This is a genomic window from Halobacillus salinarum (assembly GCF_022919095.1).
Taxonomy (GTDB): Bacteria; Bacillota; Bacilli; order Bacillales; family Halobacillaceae; genus Halobacillus_B; species Halobacillus_B salinarum.
Genome location: NZ_CP095073.1, coordinates 1,998,230 through 2,015,421 on the forward strand (window position 1 = coordinate 1,998,230; position 17,192 = coordinate 2,015,421).

General features: G+C 40.8%; 16 protein-coding genes and 1 other annotated feature. Of the genes, 13 read left to right on the forward strand and 3 right to left on the reverse strand.

The annotated features are described in order from the left end of the window. Positions 1 to 33: 33 nt before the first annotated feature. Positions 34 to 714 (forward strand): amino acid ABC transporter permease, encoded by a 681-nt coding sequence (locus tag MUN89_RS10145; protein WP_396266087.1) that lies wholly within the window; start codon positions 34 to 36, stop codon positions 712 to 714. A gap of 36 nt (positions 715 to 750) precedes the next feature. After that, positions 751 to 1,473 (forward strand): amino acid ABC transporter ATP-binding protein, encoded by a 723-nt coding sequence (locus MUN89_RS10150; RefSeq protein ID WP_244713711.1) that lies wholly within the window; start codon positions 751 to 753, stop codon positions 1,471 to 1,473. A 24-nt stretch (positions 1,474 to 1,497) separates the two neighbouring features. Here MUN89_RS10150 and MUN89_RS10155 read toward each other — a convergent pair whose 3' ends face one another. After that, positions 1,498 to 1,974 (reverse strand): LiaF transmembrane domain-containing protein, encoded by a 477-nt coding sequence (locus MUN89_RS10155; protein ID WP_244713317.1) that lies wholly within the window; start codon positions 1,972 to 1,974, stop codon positions 1,498 to 1,500. 249 nt (positions 1,975 to 2,223) lie between these two features. Here MUN89_RS10155 and hemA point away from each other — a divergent pair, with 249 nt between their 5' ends. The 7 genes from hemA to spoVID all read left to right on the forward strand — a co-directional run bounded on the left by hemA (position 2,224) and on the right by spoVID (position 9,732). After that, positions 2,224 to 3,603: a glutamyl-tRNA reductase gene (gene hemA / locus MUN89_RS10160; protein ID WP_244713318.1), complete on the forward strand. Its 1,380-nt coding sequence runs from the start codon at positions 2,224 to 2,226 to the stop codon at positions 3,601 to 3,603. Positions 3,604 to 3,618: 15 nt separating this feature from the next. Then, a complete protein-coding gene (locus tag MUN89_RS10165; protein WP_244713319.1) occupies positions 3,619 to 4,437 on the forward strand; it encodes a cytochrome c biogenesis protein in 819 nt (272 codons plus the stop codon). Positions 4,438 to 4,456: 19 nt separating this feature from the next. Further along, entirely contained in the window at positions 4,457 to 5,386 is a 930-nt protein-coding gene (gene hemC, locus MUN89_RS10170) for a hydroxymethylbilane synthase (protein WP_244713320.1), read from the forward strand. Then, a complete protein-coding gene (locus tag MUN89_RS10175; protein WP_244713321.1) occupies positions 5,386 to 6,159 on the forward strand; it encodes a uroporphyrinogen-III synthase in 774 nt (257 codons plus the stop codon). Before hemC ends, MUN89_RS10175 begins: the two co-directional genes overlap by 1 nt. A gap of 1 nt (position 6,160) precedes the next feature. Next, complete coding sequence (gene hemB, locus MUN89_RS10180; RefSeq protein WP_244713323.1) at positions 6,161 to 7,138, forward strand: porphobilinogen synthase; 978 nt, start codon at positions 6,161 to 6,163, stop codon at positions 7,136 to 7,138. A gap of 40 nt (positions 7,139 to 7,178) precedes the next feature. After that, the gene (hemL, locus tag MUN89_RS10185) at positions 7,179 to 8,471 is read left to right on the forward strand and encodes a glutamate-1-semialdehyde 2,1-aminomutase (RefSeq protein ID WP_244713324.1); all 1,293 of its coding nucleotides are present in this window, start codon (positions 7,179 to 7,181) and stop codon (positions 8,469 to 8,471) included. 268 nt (positions 8,472 to 8,739) lie between these two features. Next, positions 8,740 to 9,732: a stage VI sporulation protein D gene (gene spoVID / locus MUN89_RS10190; RefSeq protein WP_244713325.1), complete on the forward strand. Its 993-nt coding sequence runs from the start codon at positions 8,740 to 8,742 to the stop codon at positions 9,730 to 9,732. Here the strand turns inward: spoVID and MUN89_RS10195 are convergent. Next, positions 9,729 to 9,917, reverse strand: coding sequence for a hypothetical protein (locus tag MUN89_RS10195; RefSeq protein ID WP_244713326.1), 189 nt, complete (start codon positions 9,915 to 9,917; stop codon positions 9,729 to 9,731). The genes spoVID and MUN89_RS10195 overlap by 4 nt on opposite strands. Positions 9,918 to 10,015: 98 nt before the next feature. Continuing rightward, positions 10,016 to 10,244: a binding site (T-box leader), on the forward strand. Positions 10,245 to 10,292: 48 nt separating this feature from the next. Between MUN89_RS10195 and MUN89_RS10200 the strand changes: the two genes are divergently transcribed. Continuing rightward, positions 10,293 to 12,935 carry a valine--tRNA ligase gene (locus MUN89_RS10200; RefSeq protein ID WP_244713327.1) on the forward strand — a complete coding sequence of 881 codons (2,643 nt, stop codon included), beginning with the start codon at positions 10,293 to 10,295 and terminating at the stop codon, positions 12,933 to 12,935. A 60-nt stretch (positions 12,936 to 12,995) separates the two neighbouring features. Then, on the forward strand, positions 12,996 to 14,282 hold the full coding sequence (locus MUN89_RS10205) for a bifunctional folylpolyglutamate synthase/dihydrofolate synthase (protein WP_244713329.1): 1,287 nt from the start codon (positions 12,996 to 12,998) through the stop codon (positions 14,280 to 14,282). Between the two features lie 422 nt (positions 14,283 to 14,704). Here MUN89_RS10205 and MUN89_RS10210 read toward each other — a convergent pair whose 3' ends face one another. After that, positions 14,705 to 14,890, reverse strand: a complete 186-nt coding sequence (locus tag MUN89_RS10210; RefSeq protein ID WP_244713331.1) for a hypothetical protein — start codon at positions 14,888 to 14,890, stop codon at positions 14,705 to 14,707. 96 nt (positions 14,891 to 14,986) lie between these two features. On the opposite strand from MUN89_RS10210, the gene MUN89_RS10220 reads away from it, so the two are divergent. Together MUN89_RS10220 and MUN89_RS10225 are read left to right on the forward strand one after the other, a co-directional pair. Continuing rightward, positions 14,987 to 15,742, forward strand: a complete 756-nt coding sequence (locus tag MUN89_RS10220; RefSeq protein ID WP_256464024.1) for a prepilin peptidase — start codon at positions 14,987 to 14,989, stop codon at positions 15,740 to 15,742. Positions 15,743 to 16,212: 470 nt separating this feature from the next. After that, a complete protein-coding gene (locus MUN89_RS10225; protein WP_244713332.1) occupies positions 16,213 to 17,049 on the forward strand; it encodes an SPOR domain-containing protein in 837 nt (278 codons plus the stop codon). The last annotated feature ends 143 nt before the right edge of the window (positions 17,050 to 17,192 follow it).

Sequence of the window (17,192 nt, forward strand, 5' to 3'; positions counted from 1 at the left end):
AGAGTGCGCGCATGCGTACTCTTTTTAACTTTAATGAAGGGGATGAATGTTTTGTACTTGTCAACTGGATTTTGGGAGGCGCTTATCGACAGCCGGGGGATATTTCTTGAGGCTTCAAAAATGACCTTAGCTTTAACAGCCGTTTCTATTTTCATAGCCATCTTTATTGGGTTATTCTTTGCCCTGCTTAAAATATCTCATATCAAAATTCTTGAGTGGATTGCCAATGTTTATATTTATATCGTTAGAGGAACGCCTTTAATCGTACAAATTTTTGTATTTTACTATGGACTTACAAACATTTGGATGATCAGTGGGTTCTGGTCCGTCTCTTTAGGTCTTGCATTCCATAATGGGGCGTACATTGCTGAAATTTTTAGAGGTTCTATTCAGTCAATTGGAAAAGGACAGACCGAAGCAGGGCGTTCCCTTGGAATGAGCCGCTCCTTAACAATGAGGCGAATTGTGCTTCCGCAGGCACTCCGTAGAGCACTTCCTCCTTTAGGAAATCAGTTTATCATTGGCCTTAAAGACTCTTCTTTAGCTGCCTTTATCGGAGTATCAGAAATTTTTGCAGTGGCCACTACAAAAGGAGCGAATACATTTGATTATATGACCTGGCTGTTAGTGAGTGCCATTTATTACTTAATTCTTGTGTTCCTGCTTACCGTTGTGGTTAGCTTAATTGAGAAAAAACTGTCAGTGAGTGATTAGTAGAGGAGGCTGTTTGCGTTGGAAAGCAAAAGCAAAATGATTCAAGTGAGAAAACTAAATAAATCGTTCGGCGAACTACACGTCTTAAAGGACATTGACTTTCACGTATCTGAAAGTGAAGTGGTTGTCTTAATCGGGGCTAGTGGTTCCGGGAAAAGTACACTGCTACGGTGTCTTAATTTCCTTGAAATGAAAAATAGCGGCGATGTACTCATTCAAGACAAAGAAATCGATCCAAGGAAAGAAGATTTAAATAAAGTCAGGCAGAAAGTCGGAATGGTTTTTCAACATTTTAACTTATTTCCTCATAAAACTGTCATAGGGAATGTGCTAGAAGCTCCTATGCAGGTAAAAGGTCTGAGCAGGGCAGAAGCTGAAAAAGCAGGAAAAGCACTGTTAGAAAAAGTAGGACTGGCAGATAAAGCCAATGATTATCCTTCAAGACTTTCCGGCGGGCAGAAGCAGCGTGTTGCGATTGCAAGGGCATTAGCGATGAAGCCGGAAATTATGTTGTTTGATGAACCCACTTCTGCACTAGACCCTGAACTTGTAGGGGAAGTGCTGCAAACGATGAAGCAGCTTGCCCAGGAAGGCATGACCATGATTGTAGTCACTCACGAAATGGGTTTTGCCAGAGAAGTTGCAGATCGTGTTGTTTACATGCATGATGGAAAAATTGTTGAAACTGGACCGCCTGCGGAGCTGTTCGACCATCCTAAGGAAGAACGGACTAAAGCCTTTTTAAGTTCAATTCTATAAAAAGAAAGCCGCTCAGGCGGCTTTTTATTTTTTTCTTATTAACATGTAGGAACCGAATAGAATTAGCGTGACCGGCCAAAATCTTTCTAACCATTGAAAGAAAACAGAGAGCCAATTGAGCCATCCAGGGCTTATAAACAAGGCAATCATTGCGATGAGAACCAATAACAGCCCCGGCAGAAGACCTCCCTGAGACTTCTGAGACTTAACGATAAGTCCAATTCCGATAATAAACGGATATACAGCCCAATGGTCAATCCAAAATGAGTAATGAGCGAGCCCATGAAAATGAATACCAAACAGCAGAAGAATTATTCCTGCAAAAACAGTTTGATACTCTTTAGCGAAATAACTATGTAATAGAAAGGCAAGGCCGATGATAATAAGAAACGTCGGCCATGAGTAATAGGGCTCAAATAAGGGAATGTTAAGTTGACGAAGAAAAAAGAAAATACCGAACCCTACGAGTAAAAAACCGGTGAACCAATTTTGTTTTTTCATGAGAAACCTCCAAGTGAGAAAATGTACATAATTTGATTTCTTGAGTTATGGCGCGTCGTCTGGTACTATTACAGACGAATTACTTTTTAGAGTATTTATAATGTAAGAATTTATATGAATGAATAAATTATTACTTGTTAGTGCTCAGACTTTCAAATTCTGTTCAAATTTTAACAGAATGCTTATCCAAATTTCATGTTATAATAAACATTAGTGAAGAAGTAAGGACGTTTAATGGGGGTAGATTTCATGCATATTCTAGCTGTTGGAGTTAATTATAAAACAGCCCCTGTCGAAATTCGAGAAAAATTAACATTTAAGGAAGAGCGTGTGAAAGAGGCAATGCAGCGTTTGAACACACAAAAGAGTGTGCTTGAGAACGTGATTATTTCTACTTGCAACCGTACAGAAATATATGCTGTTGTCGATCAGCTCCATACGGGCCGTTATTATATCAAGCAATTTTTGTCTGAGTGGTTTAATGTGGACAAGGATGAATTCTCACGCTACCTTTCCATATATGAAGAAGATGGAGCGATGGAGCATCTTTTTCGTGTGACTACGGGGCTTGATTCCATGATTCTTGGAGAAACTCAGATCCTTGGCCAAATGAAGCACGCATTTATGCAGGCTCAGGAGGCGGAGGCTACTGGAACCATTTTAAATCAATTATTTAAACAATCCATCACGATGGCGAAAAAAGCCCACAAAGACACTGAAATCAGTGAAAATGCTGTTTCGGTCAGCTACGCAGCTGTAGAATTGGCGCGCAAAATTTTTGGTGACCTTGTTCATAAACACATCGTGATCTTAGGTGCTGGTAAAATGGGTGAACTCGCCGCTAAAAACCTGCATGGATCAGGAGTTAAGCAAGTAACCGTTATTAACCGGACACTTGCGAAAGCACAAGTAGTAGCAGATCAATTTAATGGTGAGGCTCGTACTATGGAGCAGTTGGAAGACTCGCTTAAGGATGCGGATATTGTCATTAGTTCCACTGGAGCTGAAGGATATGTCATTTCTAAAGAGCGGCTCGAGCCTATCCACCGTCAACGTAAAGGGAAGCCTTTATTCCTGGTGGATATCGCAGTTCCACGTGACCTTGATCCATCTATGGAGGATTTGGAGAGCGTTTTCTTGTATGACATTGATGACTTACAAGGAATTGTGGACGCCAACTTAGCTAGAAGAAAACAAGCGGCAGAGCAGATTGAAGTCATGATGGAGGCAGAGATCGTTACGTTTAAAGAATGGCTGCAAACGATTGGTGTAGTTCCTGTCATCTCCGCTCTTCGTTCTAAAGCACTTAATATCCAAGCGGAAACGATGAAGAGCATTGAAAGGAAAATGCCTGAACTTACCGAACGGGAAAAGAAAGTACTTCGTAAACATACGAAGAGTATCATTAATCAAATGCTGAAAGAGCCGATTCTACAGGCAAAAGAATTGGCAGCTCAACCGGATGCAGATGAGTCGCTCCATTTGTTCACACAAATCTTTGGTATTGCTGAAGCTGTAGAATTAGAGCGAGAGGAACAAGAAAAGAAAAACAACCAGGCTTTGCAAAAGGAAGCTCAGGAAAAGCAGGACGATTCCTTTTCTTCCATCACCCAAATTGCACATCCTTAAGGGTGGGTACTTGCTATGTTTGACTTTAAATGGGTTTATGAATTGATACTTGCACTTTACGGCCTCAGCCTAGTCGGTTATTTTATAGATTTTATTCAAACGAACCGGAAGGTGAATCGAATCGCCTTCTGGTTACTTAGTATGGTTTGGTTCATGCAAACCTTTTTTTTATTGACTCAGGTATTTGTGAAGGAAAACTTCCCGGTTATGACAATCTACGATGGTCTGTATTTTTACGCGTGGATTTTAGTTACTTTTTCGTTATTAATAAATCGTTTATTTCGCGTGGATTTTCTTGTGTTCTTTACGAATGTACTTGGCTTTCTAGTCATGCTTCTCCATATTTCCACTAGAGCGCAGAGCAACTTAGAAGACCGCGGCGTAAATCTAGTAAATGAGATGCTTGTGGTGCACATTAGTCTTGCATTGATCTCCTATGCTTTTTTTACACTTTCTTTTATTTTTTCTCTGATGTACCTCCTGCAATACAGGCTCCTGAAAAGAAAAAAATGGAATACAAAGTTATTTAGACTTGGAGATTTAACAAAACTAGACCACTTTTCCTATATCGCAATCATTCTTGCCGTTCCTCTGCTTGTGATTGCCATTATTTTAGGAGTGACATGGGGGTATGTATCTCCGGATGTGTTTTATTGGTATGATTCTAAAACGCTAGGTTCTTTTCTTGTACTAATCGTTTATATTATTTATTTATTTTTAAGAGTGGTGAAAGGGTACCAAGGCAGGAGTATTTCCATCTTTAATTCAGCGGCATTCTTATTTTTATTGATTAATTTCTTGCTTTTCGGCTCACTCTCTAACTTTCATTTTTAACATTGAAGGAGGAACTCTTTTGCGAAAAATCGTCATTGGCTCAAGAAAAAGTAAATTAGCAATCACCCAGACGGAATGGGTGATTGATCAATTAAAAAAAGCGGATCCGTCCTATGAGTTTGAAATAAAAAGGATTTCAACTAAAGGGGACCAGGTTCTCAATGTCACTTTAAATAAAGTAGGCGGAAAAGGACTGTTCATTAAAGAAATTGAAAAAGCCATGTACGAAAAAGAAATTGACATGGCGGTACACAGCATGAAGGATATGCCTTCCGTCGTTTCAGAAGGGCTAGTAGTAGCCTCTGTACCTTTAAGAGAAGATCATCGTGATGCATTTGTGTCAAACGGCAATGTAACTTTAAAGGATCTGCCAGAGGGAGCGGTTGTAGGGACCAGCAGTTTACGGCGTGGTTCTCAAATTAAGTCGGTGCGTCCAGACGTGGAGATAAAGTGGATCCGTGGAAATATCGATACGCGGCTTGCGAAGCTGAAGGATGAAGACTATGATGCTATTGTCTTAGCTGCAGCTGGTCTCAAACGGATGGGCTGGGACGATAATCTGGTGACTGAATATTTGGAACCTGACGTCTGTGTGCCTGCGGTTGGCCAAGGGGCTCTAGCCATTCAATGCCGTGAAGAGGATCAGGAATTAATTAAACTTCTCCAACAAATCAACCATGAGTACACAGATACGACTGTAAGGGCAGAAAGAAAGTTCCTCCATGATTTAAACGGCGGCTGCCAAGTTCCAATTGGAGGTTATGCGTATCGCAAAGGTGACGAAATCGTATTAACAGCTCTTGTTGGTACTCCGGATGGCCAGACAATCTTACATGATATCGTAAGTGGGAAAGATCCTGTAGAAGTGGGAAGAGAAGCAGCAGCCCGTCTGAAAGCCAAGGGAGCAGAAGAGATAATCGCGGACGCTATTGAGGAGTTTGAAGAGTAATGAGAACACTTGCAGGGAAACACATTCTTGTAACAAGAGCAAAATCCCAAGCAAGGCCATTATCAGCGCTAATAGAAACACATGGGGGAGTAGCAGTCGAAACTCCCCTTCTCTCATTTCAGCTCCACGATTCCAAAGAGCACGATCGGCTGCTTGCTAAGCTTCACGAATTTTCCTGGATTTTTGTTACCAGTGCGAATGGAGTGAAGTTTTTTTTTGAATTGCTGTCTTTTTACAATGCAGACTTGCCTCAAAGCTTGAAATGGGCTGTGGTTGGAACAAGAACAGAGGATGCTTTGAATAAATACGGGGTCAAAGCAGACTTTGTTCCTGAAAAATTTAACGCCCGCAGTTTATCCCGGAGTTTTTTTCAGAAATATGACGAACCTGGCCGGCTATTATTCGTTCGTGGAAATCGTTCAAGAGATGAATTCATACAAGCGATGAAACAAGAGCAGGTCTTTTTTCAAACAATGACAGTCTATGATACGATTCCCGTAGAACACAGCTATGAAATCATTCAAGAGAAACTGCGTCTGCAAGAGATTGATGGTTTGACCTTTACAAGTCCTTCCACAATCGATGCATTTATGGATGCGATTCAAAATACCAATGCCAAAGCGCTTCATCTTCCATGTTTCTGCATTGGACCTACTACAGGAGCAAGGGCAGAAGAGAGAGGGTTCAGCCAAGTCATAGAGCCTTCTAACTTTTCAATAAAGGACATGATGGATAAAATTATTGACTACTTTTCTGAAGAAGGGAAACGATAGTATGAATCACCTACAATTTAAAAGGCATCGCAGATTACGTAGAACAGATAATATGAGGGCATTAGTCAGAGAAACTCATTTGCATAAAGATGATTTAATCTACCCCATTTTTGTACTCGAACAAGAGGATATGAAAAACGAGGTCCCTTCCATGCCGGGAGTTCACCAGGTTTCCCTGAACTATTTAACAGAGGAAATGAACGAGCTCACCTCACTTGGTATCCGTTCTGTTATTGTGTTTGGTGTACCGTCAGAAAAGGATGAACTAGGAAGTGAAGCTTATAATCGCGAAGGCATCGTGCAGCAGGCGATTCGTCAGATAAAAAAAGAAGTGCCGGAACTGACGGTTATTGCAGACACGTGTCTCTGCCAATATACCGATCATGGACACTGCGGAATTGTAAGAGATGGAGATATCGCAAACGATGAATCTTTGGAGCTGATTACGAAAACAGCTGTCACTCAGGCAGAGGCGGGGGCGGACATTATTGCTCCTTCTAATATGATGGATGGCTTTGTGGCAGCGATTCGTGCTGGACTGGATGAAGCAGGATATAGTCAGATTCCGGTTATGAGTTATGCTGTCAAATACGCATCTGCTTTTTATGGACCATTTAGAGATGCGGCTCACAGTTCTCCACAGTTTGGGGATCGAAAAGCTTATCAAATGGACCCTGCTAACAGACTTGAGGCAATCAGGGAGGCAGAATCTGATGTAGAGGAAGGAGCCGACTTTTTAATAGTAAAACCAGCGCTTGCTTACTTGGATATCATGCGGGAAGTAAAAGACCGCTTTCCTCTACCTCTGGTTGCATATAATGTAAGCGGGGAATACTCGATGATTAAAGCAGCCTCAGCCAATGGATGGGTCAATGAACGGGAAATAGTGCTTGAGAAATTGACTTCGATGAAGCGTGCAGGTGCAGATTTAATAATTACTTATTTTGCTAAAGATGCTGCGAAATGGATCAGTGAATAAGCAGAGCCGAAATTATTCAGGTTGAAGGGATGTTGGGTGAATGAAAAATTTTGATCGATCAATTGAAGCTTATCAACAGGCCGTGGAATTAATGCCAGGGGGAGTTAACTCTCCAGTCAGGGCATTTAATTCTGTGAATATGGATCCTATATTTATGGAACGAGGAAAAGGTTCAAAGATCTATGATATTGATGGACAGGAATACATTGACTATGTTCTCAGCTGGGGACCTTTGATTTTAGGACATGCTGATGACCGGGTAGTTGAAGCTCTAAAGAAAACGACAGAACTCGGAACCAGCTTTGGTACGCCTACTCAAATTGAAAACAAACTCGCTCAGCTAGTTATTGAACGAGTCCCTTCTATGGAAATGTTAAGAATGGTAAATTCCGGAACGGAAGCGACGATGAGTGCGCTGCGTGCAGCCAGGGGCTATACAGGACGCGATAAAATATTAAAATTCGAAGGGAATTATCATGGACATGGAGATTCTCTCTTAATTAAAGCGGGATCGGGTGTAGCGACTCTAGGATTACCGGATTCTCCAGGGGTGCCTGAATCAATAGCACAGAATACCATTACGGTTCCATATAACGATTTGGAGAGCGTTCAGTACGTGTTTAGCAAGTATGGAAAAGACTTGGCTGCAGTAATTATTGAACCTGTATCAGGAAACATGGGAGTTGTCCCGCCTGAAGAAAACTTCCTTCAGGAACTACGCAAACTTACTCAGGATAATGGAACTGTATTGATCTTTGATGAAGTGATGACGGGCTTCAGAGTCGGTTATCATTGTGCCCAGGGACATTTTGAAGTGACTCCGGATATGACCTGCTTAGGGAAAGTGATTGGCGGAGGACTTCCTGTGGGTGCTTATGGTGGTAAACGGGAAATCATGGAACGAGTAGCCCCTGTAGGAGATATTTATCAAGCTGGTACTCTTTCAGGAAATCCACTGGCCATGACAGCAGGTTTTGAAACCCTTTCTGCTATGACGAGATCTGAATATGAAAAGCTAAATAAAAAAGTCGATCGTCTTGTTGAAGGATTTCAGGAAGCAGCGGCTGAATATGATATCCCATTCACTGTAAACCGGGCAGGATCAATGGTTGGCTTTTTCTTTAACCGTGAACACGTCACGGACTTTGAAACAGCAAACCAATCAGATTTAGATTTATTTGCCCGATATTACCGCGGTATGATTGAAGAAGGAATCTTCCTTCCTCCTTCACAATTTGAAGGCATGTTCCTTTCCGCAGCACATTCCGATGAAGATATCGAAGCAACGATTGATGCAGCGAGAAAAGTATTTTCAAAATTAGCAAGACAGTAAAACAAAAAAGTTTGCAACTATACGAAATCAACTTGCAGAGAAACCTCTTGGTTTTTCTGCAAGTTTTTTATTACCTGCAAAACAGGGATAAGTTGTACATAGAGTTGTGTGCTGAATGAAGAGAATTTTTTTCTAAAAATATTTCTTATTTATCATAACAGAGTAACCGATGCAGCAAAGTGAAGTGGTTTTTTATGTATATAACAATTCTTTCTGCATAAGTTGTATTAGATCGTTGTGTTTACTATATAAGGGAGGGGTCGTAACATTGAAAGAGAATGTATTTTCTTTTCAATTAGATGAAGCTCTTTGGTTCAAAGAGGGACAGGGTGTCCGTGAACTGCTCGGAATTTCCTTAGAGCCTGAGATAACCATTAAACAATTGGATCAGGAAGTCAGGTTGAACGGTACCATTGAATTAACCGGGGAATATATCTTAGCGGATGAAAAAGAAGCCTATGACAGTTCTTCAGAAATACAATCGGTACGTGTTATTCATGAAGTCGAGCGAGGAGAAGAAGGGGTCCATTATTTTTCTCATTCATTCCCTGTTGAGATTACAGTACCTAATGAAAGAGTCAGCAATATTAATGCGGTGTTAGTAGACATTGAAAACTTTGATTATGAGCTTCCTGCTCAAAATCAACTGCGATTACAAGCTCAAATGATCATTAATGGAATAAATCAAGAAGATGCAGCTTATCCTGCAGACGAAACAAGGTTAGGTGAATCGACTACTATTGGTCCTATTAACTACCAGACTCGACCAGACGAGCAAAAAATCTTCCCGCCGCCTTTTGAAAGGGAAGAGCCCGTGGTTCCTTTTCCGGGATATGAAGCCCCTAATGGGGAAGAAACAGAGAGTGACGGTAGATGGACGTATAAAAAAACTCAAAGCTTTAATGAGTTTTTCGGGAAAGAGGAGCCTGCTGCCCAGGAAACGCAAGTCGAAGAACTGGTCAATGAGAGCAGTGAATGGGAACTGACTACAATCATGGAATCCAGTACGATGGCTCATGAAGATGCTTATGAAGCTGAGAATGAATCAACGGAAAGTGTCCATGGAATTAAGCATATATTCAAGCATTTATTTCCAAACAGAGAAGATTCTTATACTCAAATGAAAATGTATATTGTCCAGGAAGATGAAACCTTAGCGACCATTGCTGAACGCTACCAAGTTCCGTTAAAACAGTTAGAGAAAGTGAATGAAGACAAAGAGGATGTATCCCCTGGACAAATCGTTTACATTCCCAGTTAAATCCATTTCAGTCGAAAAGCAAAAAAGATACCAATGATTATCCCTGACAGGAATACATCTAATGTGGTTGGAAAGATGATGGTGCGGAACAGCTGGAAGATCATGACCGGTAAAATTGCGGTTTCAATCGCAAAAAGCCACGCTCTGCACCATGGAGGCAGTCGATATCTGTAAAATCTGCTCATGGATCTTTCCTCCTTTCTGTTTTAAATGCCTATTTTTTAATTAAACGTTGACTAAAATAACAAGTTTTATATACAATATGTATTAGAACCTTTATACGTGAAATGCCTTGATGGAGAAGAGTACTTGACAACACCAGCAGAGAGGAAAACACATAGGTGAAAGTTTTCCAGGTCCCTTGTATAAGGAAGGTCGCTCCGGAAGTGCAGCTTCTTTGAACTTAAGTAGATGAAGCCGGTAAAAACCGTTATTTTATTTTGAGTGCTCAGACTTATTGTCAGTCTGTGAATTAAGGTGGTACCACGGAATCAATCCCTTTCGTCCTTGTTGGATGAAGGGGATTTTTGTTTTTATAAATGTTAAAGGAGGAAGATCAAATGAAGGAAACAGATCTTTCAATGCCGACAAAATATGATCCTGCTGCCGTTGAGAAGGATCGCTACCAGTACTGGCTGGACGGTAGATTTTTTGAAGCAAGTGGAGACGCAGACAAGGAACCCTATACTGTAGTGATCCCGCCTCCTAATGTAACGGGAAAGCTTCATTTAGGGCATGCTTGGGATACGACTCTCCAGGATATTCTTACAAGAGTGAAACGGATGCAGGGCTATGATGTTTTATGGCTTCCCGGAATGGATCATGCTGGAATCGCTACGCAGGCAAAAGTTGAAGGGAAACTGCGGGAGCAAGGCACGTCCCGCCACGAATTAGGCAGGGAAAAGTTTCTTGAAAAATCGTGGGAGTGGAAAAAAGAATATGCTCAGTTTATTCGCACTCAGTGGGAAAAGCTTGGGCTGGGCCTGGATTATTCTCGAGAACGCTTCACATTAGACACCGGGCTATCCGATGCCGTTAAGGAAGTGTTTGTAACCCTTTATGAGAAAGGGCTGATCTACCGTGGAGAATATATTATCAATTGGGATCCGGCAACACAGACCGCTTTGTCGGATATCGAGGTAGAATATCAGGACGTACAAGGTGCGTTTTATCATATGCGGTATCCGTTAAAGGATGAAGAAGGCAGTATTGAAATTGCCACAACTCGTCCTGAAACCATGCTTGGGGATACGGCGATTGCCGTTCATCCCCAAGATGAACGCTATCAGCATTTAATTGGCAAAACAGCTGTATTGCCAATCATAGGAAGAGAAATAGAAATTGTGGCGGATGATTACGTTGATATGGAATTTGGTTCCGGGGCAGTAAAAATAACTCCTGCTCATGACCCTAATGATTTCGAAATTGGAAATCGTCACAATCTTAAGCGGATTTTAGTTATGAATGAAGATGGAACGATGAATGAAAATGCTGGTAAGTATAAAGGGTTGGACCGCTTTGAATGCCGTAAACAAATCATCAGAGATCTGCAGGAAGATGGAACATTGTTCGACATTGAAGATCACCACCATTCTGTAGGACATTCCGAAAGAAGCGGTGCGGTTGTTGAGCCTTATTTGTCCACCCAATGGTTTGTCAATATGGAGCCTTTAGCAAAAGCGGCCATTGACCTTCAAAAAGAAAATGGCAAAGTAAGCTTTGTACCTGAACGTTTTGAAAAAACATTTTTAACCTGGATGGAAAATATTCGTGATTGGTGTATTTCCCGGCAGCTGTGGTGGGGCCATCGAATCCCGGCATGGTATCATAAAGAAACAGGTGAACTATATGTAGGCAAGGAAGCGCCGGCGGACATAGAAAATTGGGAACAAGATGAGGATGTGCTGGATACTTGGTTTTCTTCGGCTTTATGGCCATTCTCAACCTTAGGCTGGCCGGATAAGGAAAATGCGGATTTTAAAAAGTTTTTCCCGACCAATGTACTCGTTACAGGGTATGACATTATTTTCTTCTGGGTAAGCCGGATGATTTTTCAATCCGTAGAATTTACTGGTGAGCGACCGTTTAAAGATGTTCTTATACACGGGCTTGTCCGTGACGCTGAAGGAAGAAAAATGAGTAAGTCTCTTGGGAACGGCGTCGATCCTATGGATGTTATCGATAAATATGGCGCAGATTCATTGAGGTATTTCTTAGCAACAGGTTCTTCACCTGGTCAGGATTTAAGATTCCATTGGGAGAAAGTTGAATCAACATGGAATTTTGCTAATAAAATCTGGAATGCTTCCCGGTTTGCTCTTATGAATATGGGCAATCTCTCATTTAAAGACATCGATTTAAGCGGCAGCAAGTCTGTTGCCGATGAGTGGATTCTCACTCGATTAAACCAAACGATAGATCAAGTAACCAAAAACATTGAGAAATATGATTTTGGGGAAGCTGGACGACATCTGTATAATTTCATATGGGATGAGTTCTGTGATTGGTATATCGAGATGGCTAAACTGCCTTTATACGGAGAAGACGAGACACGTATTCATACAACACGTTCGATCCTTGCTTATACGCTTGATCAAACGATGCGTATGCTTCATCCATTCATGCCTTTTCTTACTGAAGAAATATGGCAGCATCTACCTCATGAAGGAGAATCGATCACACAAGCTTCCTGGCCAAAAGCTGTAAAAGAGTATCACAATGAACAGGCAGTTCAGGAAATGGAACGTCTCGTTTCTATTATTCGATCTGTTCGTAATATCAGATCTGAAGTGGATACTCCGATGTCTAAGCAAATCCAGCTACTCATTCAGACTAAAGATGAAGCTGTGGCTGAAGAACTGGAGAAAAACAGAGATTATCTTGAAAGATTCTGTAATCCAAGTGAGCTCAAGATTTCCACAGATATACAGGTGCCAGAAAAGGCAATGTCTGCAGTAATTACAGGGGCAGAATTATTCTTGCCGCTTGCTGGATTAATTAACATTAAAGATGAAATCAAACGACTTGAGAAAGAATTGGATAAGTGGGATAAAGAGGTGGAGCGAGTAAAGAAAAAACTGTCTAATGAAGGGTTTATTAAGAAAGCCCCGGAGAAAGTTGTTGAGGAAGAACGGAAGAAAGAAACCGATTATCTTGATAAAAGGGCTAAGGTTGAAGCAAGAATTAAAGAACTTAATGCCTAAATGGAGGGGGGAGGGTATTCAATTAGAATACTCTCCTCTTTTTGAAATGAGGGGACATCAGTGCTGAATTATGAAGAGGCGACAAACTGGATACATGCTAGAGAAAAATTTAAAGTGAAGCCAGGCATAAAGCGTATGGAATGGATGATGAAAGAACTCGGGAATCCTGAAAAACAGGTGAAAGGGGTTCATATTGCTGGAACGAATGGGAAGGGTTCAACCGTTGCTTTTCTGAGGCACATCCTTCAAGAACAGGGATATAAAGTTGGGACGTTTACTTCTCCGTACATTATCAGTTTCAACGAAAGAATCAGTATCAATGGCACTCCTGTTGAAAATAATAGATTGGCACAGTTAGTTGGAAAAATCAAACCGCTTGCTGAGAAGCTGAGCTTCATGCCTCTTGGAGAACCAACGGAATTTGAAATTATTACTGCTATGGCCATGATCTACTTTTCAGAATCTCAGCCTGATTACGTGCTTTTTGAAACGGGATTGGGTGGAAGATATGATTCCACGAATATTATTACCCCGGCAGCTTCGGTGATTACCAACGTGGGAATGGACCATATGAATATACTTGGGAACACCTATGAAGAAATTGCTATGGAAAAAGCGGGCATCATTAAACCAAATGTCCCTGTTATTTCCGGTGTGAGGCAGCCTGATGCACAAGCCGTAATTCAAGAACAGGCAAGAGAACTTCAGGCCCCTTTATTCCAACTGGCTGAAGATTTCTTTGGAGAGCACCTGGAAGCTGCGGCAGATGGGGAAACATTCAATTTTGTCCATTCTTCTTACCGCTGCGATCGTATAGTTTCCAGGTTGAAAGGAGCTCATCAAATTGAAAATGCTTCTTTGGCTATTGAGACTTTAGAAGTGCTGAGAGCACGTGGAGAAAAGATTGACCGTTCCTGTTATAGAAGCGGGGTGGAAAAGACTTCATGGCCGGCTCGCTTCGAAAAGGTAAAAGATGAACCAGAAGTGATCCTCGATGGTGCCCATAATCTAGAAGGAACTCGTGCGCTGGTAGAAACAATCAAACACCACTATAAGGATAAAAAAGTATACTTGTTATATGCAGCTTTAGAAGATAAACCAGTCCATCAAATGTTGACGGAATTGGGACAGGTTATTGACGAAGCATGGTTTACTACCTTTGATTTTCCCCGAGCTCTGTCTGCTGAAGAGTTAATGGCTATTTCTCCCATTCAAGCTTCGTTTGCCTGTGAAAATGGTTATGAGGCTGTGAACAGGATTTTGAATAAAATGAAAGACGAGGATCTCTTTTTAATTACTGGATCTCTTTATTACATCTCTCAAATAAGACAATACTTTAAGCAATAAAACAGCTTCCATCCTTTGCGGCAGAAGAAGTAAGAAAGATTAAGGCTTTACATTTAAAAGATAATGCGCTGGATTGCAAAAATGACTTGCAGCCCTGCGCTTTTTTTGAGTCGCTTTTTTACGGTTGAAGTTATGTACTTTATGAAGTATCTCTATTCTTTTCCTGCTCTGTTTATGAATTCCAGACTCGTCATTGTTTTCGCAGGAATGATGATGTCCGCATGATAGCTTTGTGAGGAATGAGGAGTAGGGAAGGACAGAGTAAGATTCATGGATGTAGGCATTTGGTTGTGAAAATTTATACGATTTTCGGCATTTTATAATGAACTATGCCCGTTTTCTATGTATAATTGATTTATTACCACATCTTTAGAACTAATCACATTTTCATTATTCAACATTAATTTTTTTGGCATTTCATATCAGCTGACTGGATTTTTTTCTTTAAATTCGGATCTAAAAGAAGAGATAAGCAGGTTTGTTTCTTGTTTAAGGACAAGATTGCTGACCACTTTACTTGAATGCACAAATTGGCAGAGCATGCTGGATGCCAGTATGGCAATGATTTCGGTTAAAGCAAAGTAAGGATAAGCCGATTGCCTTTTCATATTTAGATAGGAATGGTATAAAGGAAAATTTGCGTCACTGACTAGTTAAACGAAAATCCCTTACGTGAGGTATTTTCTTATATGGGAGAATTGCACATGCATATATGTTTTACCAGTCTCATCTTCATTTATGGAGTTGTTTTCGGTTCTTTCTTTAATGTTGCCGGCCTTCGCATCCCAAAGAAGGAGTCAATTATAAAGGGTGGCTCTCATTGTCCTGGATGTAATCATAAGCTCAGCTGGGCAGAAATGATACCTGTACTTTCTTTTATTATCCAGAAGGGGCGCTGCCGTCATTGCCGACAAAAGATTTCGCTTATCTACCCCTTTATGGAATTGTTTAGTGGTCTTTTGTTTTCCTATTCCTACATTGTATTTGACTGGGGTTGGGGGTTTCTATATGCATTAATTTTAGTAGCCCTTTTTCATATCATCATTGTCAGTGATTTAGCCTATATGATTATTCCCGATCGCGTGTTATTATTTTTCTTCTTCATCCTTTTATTGTATCGGTCATTTCATCCATTAATGCCCTATTGGGCTTCGATTGCAGGAGGGTTAATTGGTCTTGCAGGTATTGCTTTGATCATTCTTATAAGCCGGTCAGGTATGGGCGGAGGAGATATGAAACTCTTCGGTCTCATTGGTTTTGCGATGGGAGTTAAAATGCTGCTTGTTACTTTTTTTCTTGCAACGCTGTTAGGAGCCATACTTGGAGGAGTGTTACTTGCCACAGGAACCATTTCAAGAGCCAAACCCATTCCTTTTGGACCTTTTATCGCGGTTAGCGCGTTGATTGTCGTTTTTTCAGGGCCGCTGCTCATTGACTGGTATGTGACTAGTTTCTTTTAAAAAGAAGAGAGAGGTGTACAATTTAATAAAAAAAAACAAATGCGATTACATATGGTTAATAAAGACCACTTTCTCAATTATGTTTTATATGAAGTGAATGATCCGTCATAAATTATTTCCGCGGACTCTCTCAATTTTAACAGGGAGGAAGAGCAAGTAGCTGGAAAAGATGCACTGGTATATTTTATTACTCTTTCTTCCTATTATTATCCAGAATTACATGCTCTTGAAGCAGAATTACCTAAGTATAATTCCGAGGAAAAGGTAGGCAATATGAGCCCTTTCCTGTATGGTGAAACGAATAGCACGAGGCAGTCAGACTGAAGGAGGAACCTTTTTTCGGAAACATAAAAAACACTCGAAAAGTAGAAGGAAAAGAAGAAGTTGTCGAAAGAAGAGTGACAAATTTCAGCGTGGTTCTTATAACTGCTGTGATAGGGTTAATACAAACCTTGCAGGAGTGATAAAAAATGAATTCAAAGAAGAAGATCTCCATCACTTTTGGTACAAAAGCCCGTGAGTTCCAAAATGAAATGGTACAAGCTAAGGAAGAACATGCGGCTTCTGCTGATCACAGAGAAAATGATTCCTTTCAGGAGTCACGGGATCGTCCTTCTATTTATGAGCTGCCTTTCAAAAGGAAGACATTAACTAACTCTTCTTTAAAACCAATCATCATGTCTACGTTAACCGCCCTGCTAATTAGTCTTGGATTGGGTTTTCTGCTCTTAAGAATGTTTGTTTCCATTAGTGACAGCGCAAGCTCAGCAGAAAGTAGTCCGTCGGCAGAGGAAGCCAACGCAGCAGCGGTCAGCCAGGACGACACAAGTGCAGCAAGTCTTGCTTCTGAAACCATTGACTCTTATATTGTGCAGGCGGGGGTTTTTTCTACGGAAGATAAGGCAAAAGAGTGGAAAGATAAGCTGACCAATGCTTCGATAGCCTCTATGATTTGGGAAAGAGAAGGAAAATACTTTTTATTTGCAGGAAGAGGAGATACAAGGGAAGAAGCAGACCAGGTTGCAAAAGCACTTATAAGTAAGAGCGTAGATACTTATGTAAAACCATGGCAGGTTACGACAAAAAGTTATTCTGGCAAGGAAGCGCGGGCAGTAGAGAGTTTATTAGGCTATCTCAAAGAAGGTTCTTTAGCTTCAGTTTCTCAGAATGGCAAGGAACAAATAGTGAAGGATTTACAAGGCTCGAAGGACAGTAAACTATTAGGAGCAGTAGAATCGTGGGAGGCAGACAGCGGACAGAATCAAATGGCTTGGCTCGAAATTGTGCACTCGTTGGAAAAAGAGTAAATCATTTTTTCGTTCGAACTATAATTTAGTAAAAATGGAATAATTCCTGGTACTTATTTAATTTTCTCCCTTTCCTTTAGAAATGAGACAACAAATTTGCCAATCCAAAAATCTTCACTTTTCATGTAAGATAAATACACCTC

Coding starts and splice junctions, on each gene's coding strand:
- MUN89_RS10195 (WP_244713326.1), bottom strand. CDS start 9,917: ATGAGCAGATTTTACAGATATCGACTGCCTCCATGGTGCAGAGCGTGG.
- MUN89_RS10200 (WP_244713327.1), top strand. CDS start 10,293: ATGAAGGAAACAGATCTTTCAATGCCGACAAAATATGATCCTGCTGCC.
- hemA (WP_244713318.1), top strand. CDS start 2,224: ATGCATATTCTAGCTGTTGGAGTTAATTATAAAACAGCCCCTGTCGAA.
- MUN89_RS10165 (WP_244713319.1), top strand. CDS start 3,619: ATGTTTGACTTTAAATGGGTTTATGAATTGATACTTGCACTTTACGGC.
- MUN89_RS10155 (WP_244713317.1), bottom strand. CDS start 1,974: ATGAAAAAACAAAATTGGTTCACCGGTTTTTTACTCGTAGGGTTCGGT.
- MUN89_RS10145 (WP_396266087.1), top strand. CDS start 34: ATGAAGGGGATGAATGTTTTGTACTTGTCAACTGGATTTTGGGAGGCG.
- hemL (WP_244713324.1), top strand. CDS start 7,179: ATGAAAAATTTTGATCGATCAATTGAAGCTTATCAACAGGCCGTGGAA.
- MUN89_RS10220 (WP_256464024.1), top strand. CDS start 14,987: ATGCATATATGTTTTACCAGTCTCATCTTCATTTATGGAGTTGTTTTC.
- MUN89_RS10225 (WP_244713332.1), top strand. CDS start 16,213: ATGAATTCAAAGAAGAAGATCTCCATCACTTTTGGTACAAAAGCCCGT.
- MUN89_RS10175 (WP_244713321.1), top strand. CDS start 5,386: ATGAGAACACTTGCAGGGAAACACATTCTTGTAACAAGAGCAAAATCC.
- MUN89_RS10210 (WP_244713331.1), bottom strand. CDS start 14,890: ATGAAAAGGCAATCGGCTTATCCTTACTTTGCTTTAACCGAAATCATT.
- MUN89_RS10150 (WP_244713711.1), top strand. CDS start 751: ATGATTCAAGTGAGAAAACTAAATAAATCGTTCGGCGAACTACACGTC.
- hemB (WP_244713323.1), top strand. CDS start 6,161: ATGAATCACCTACAATTTAAAAGGCATCGCAGATTACGTAGAACAGAT.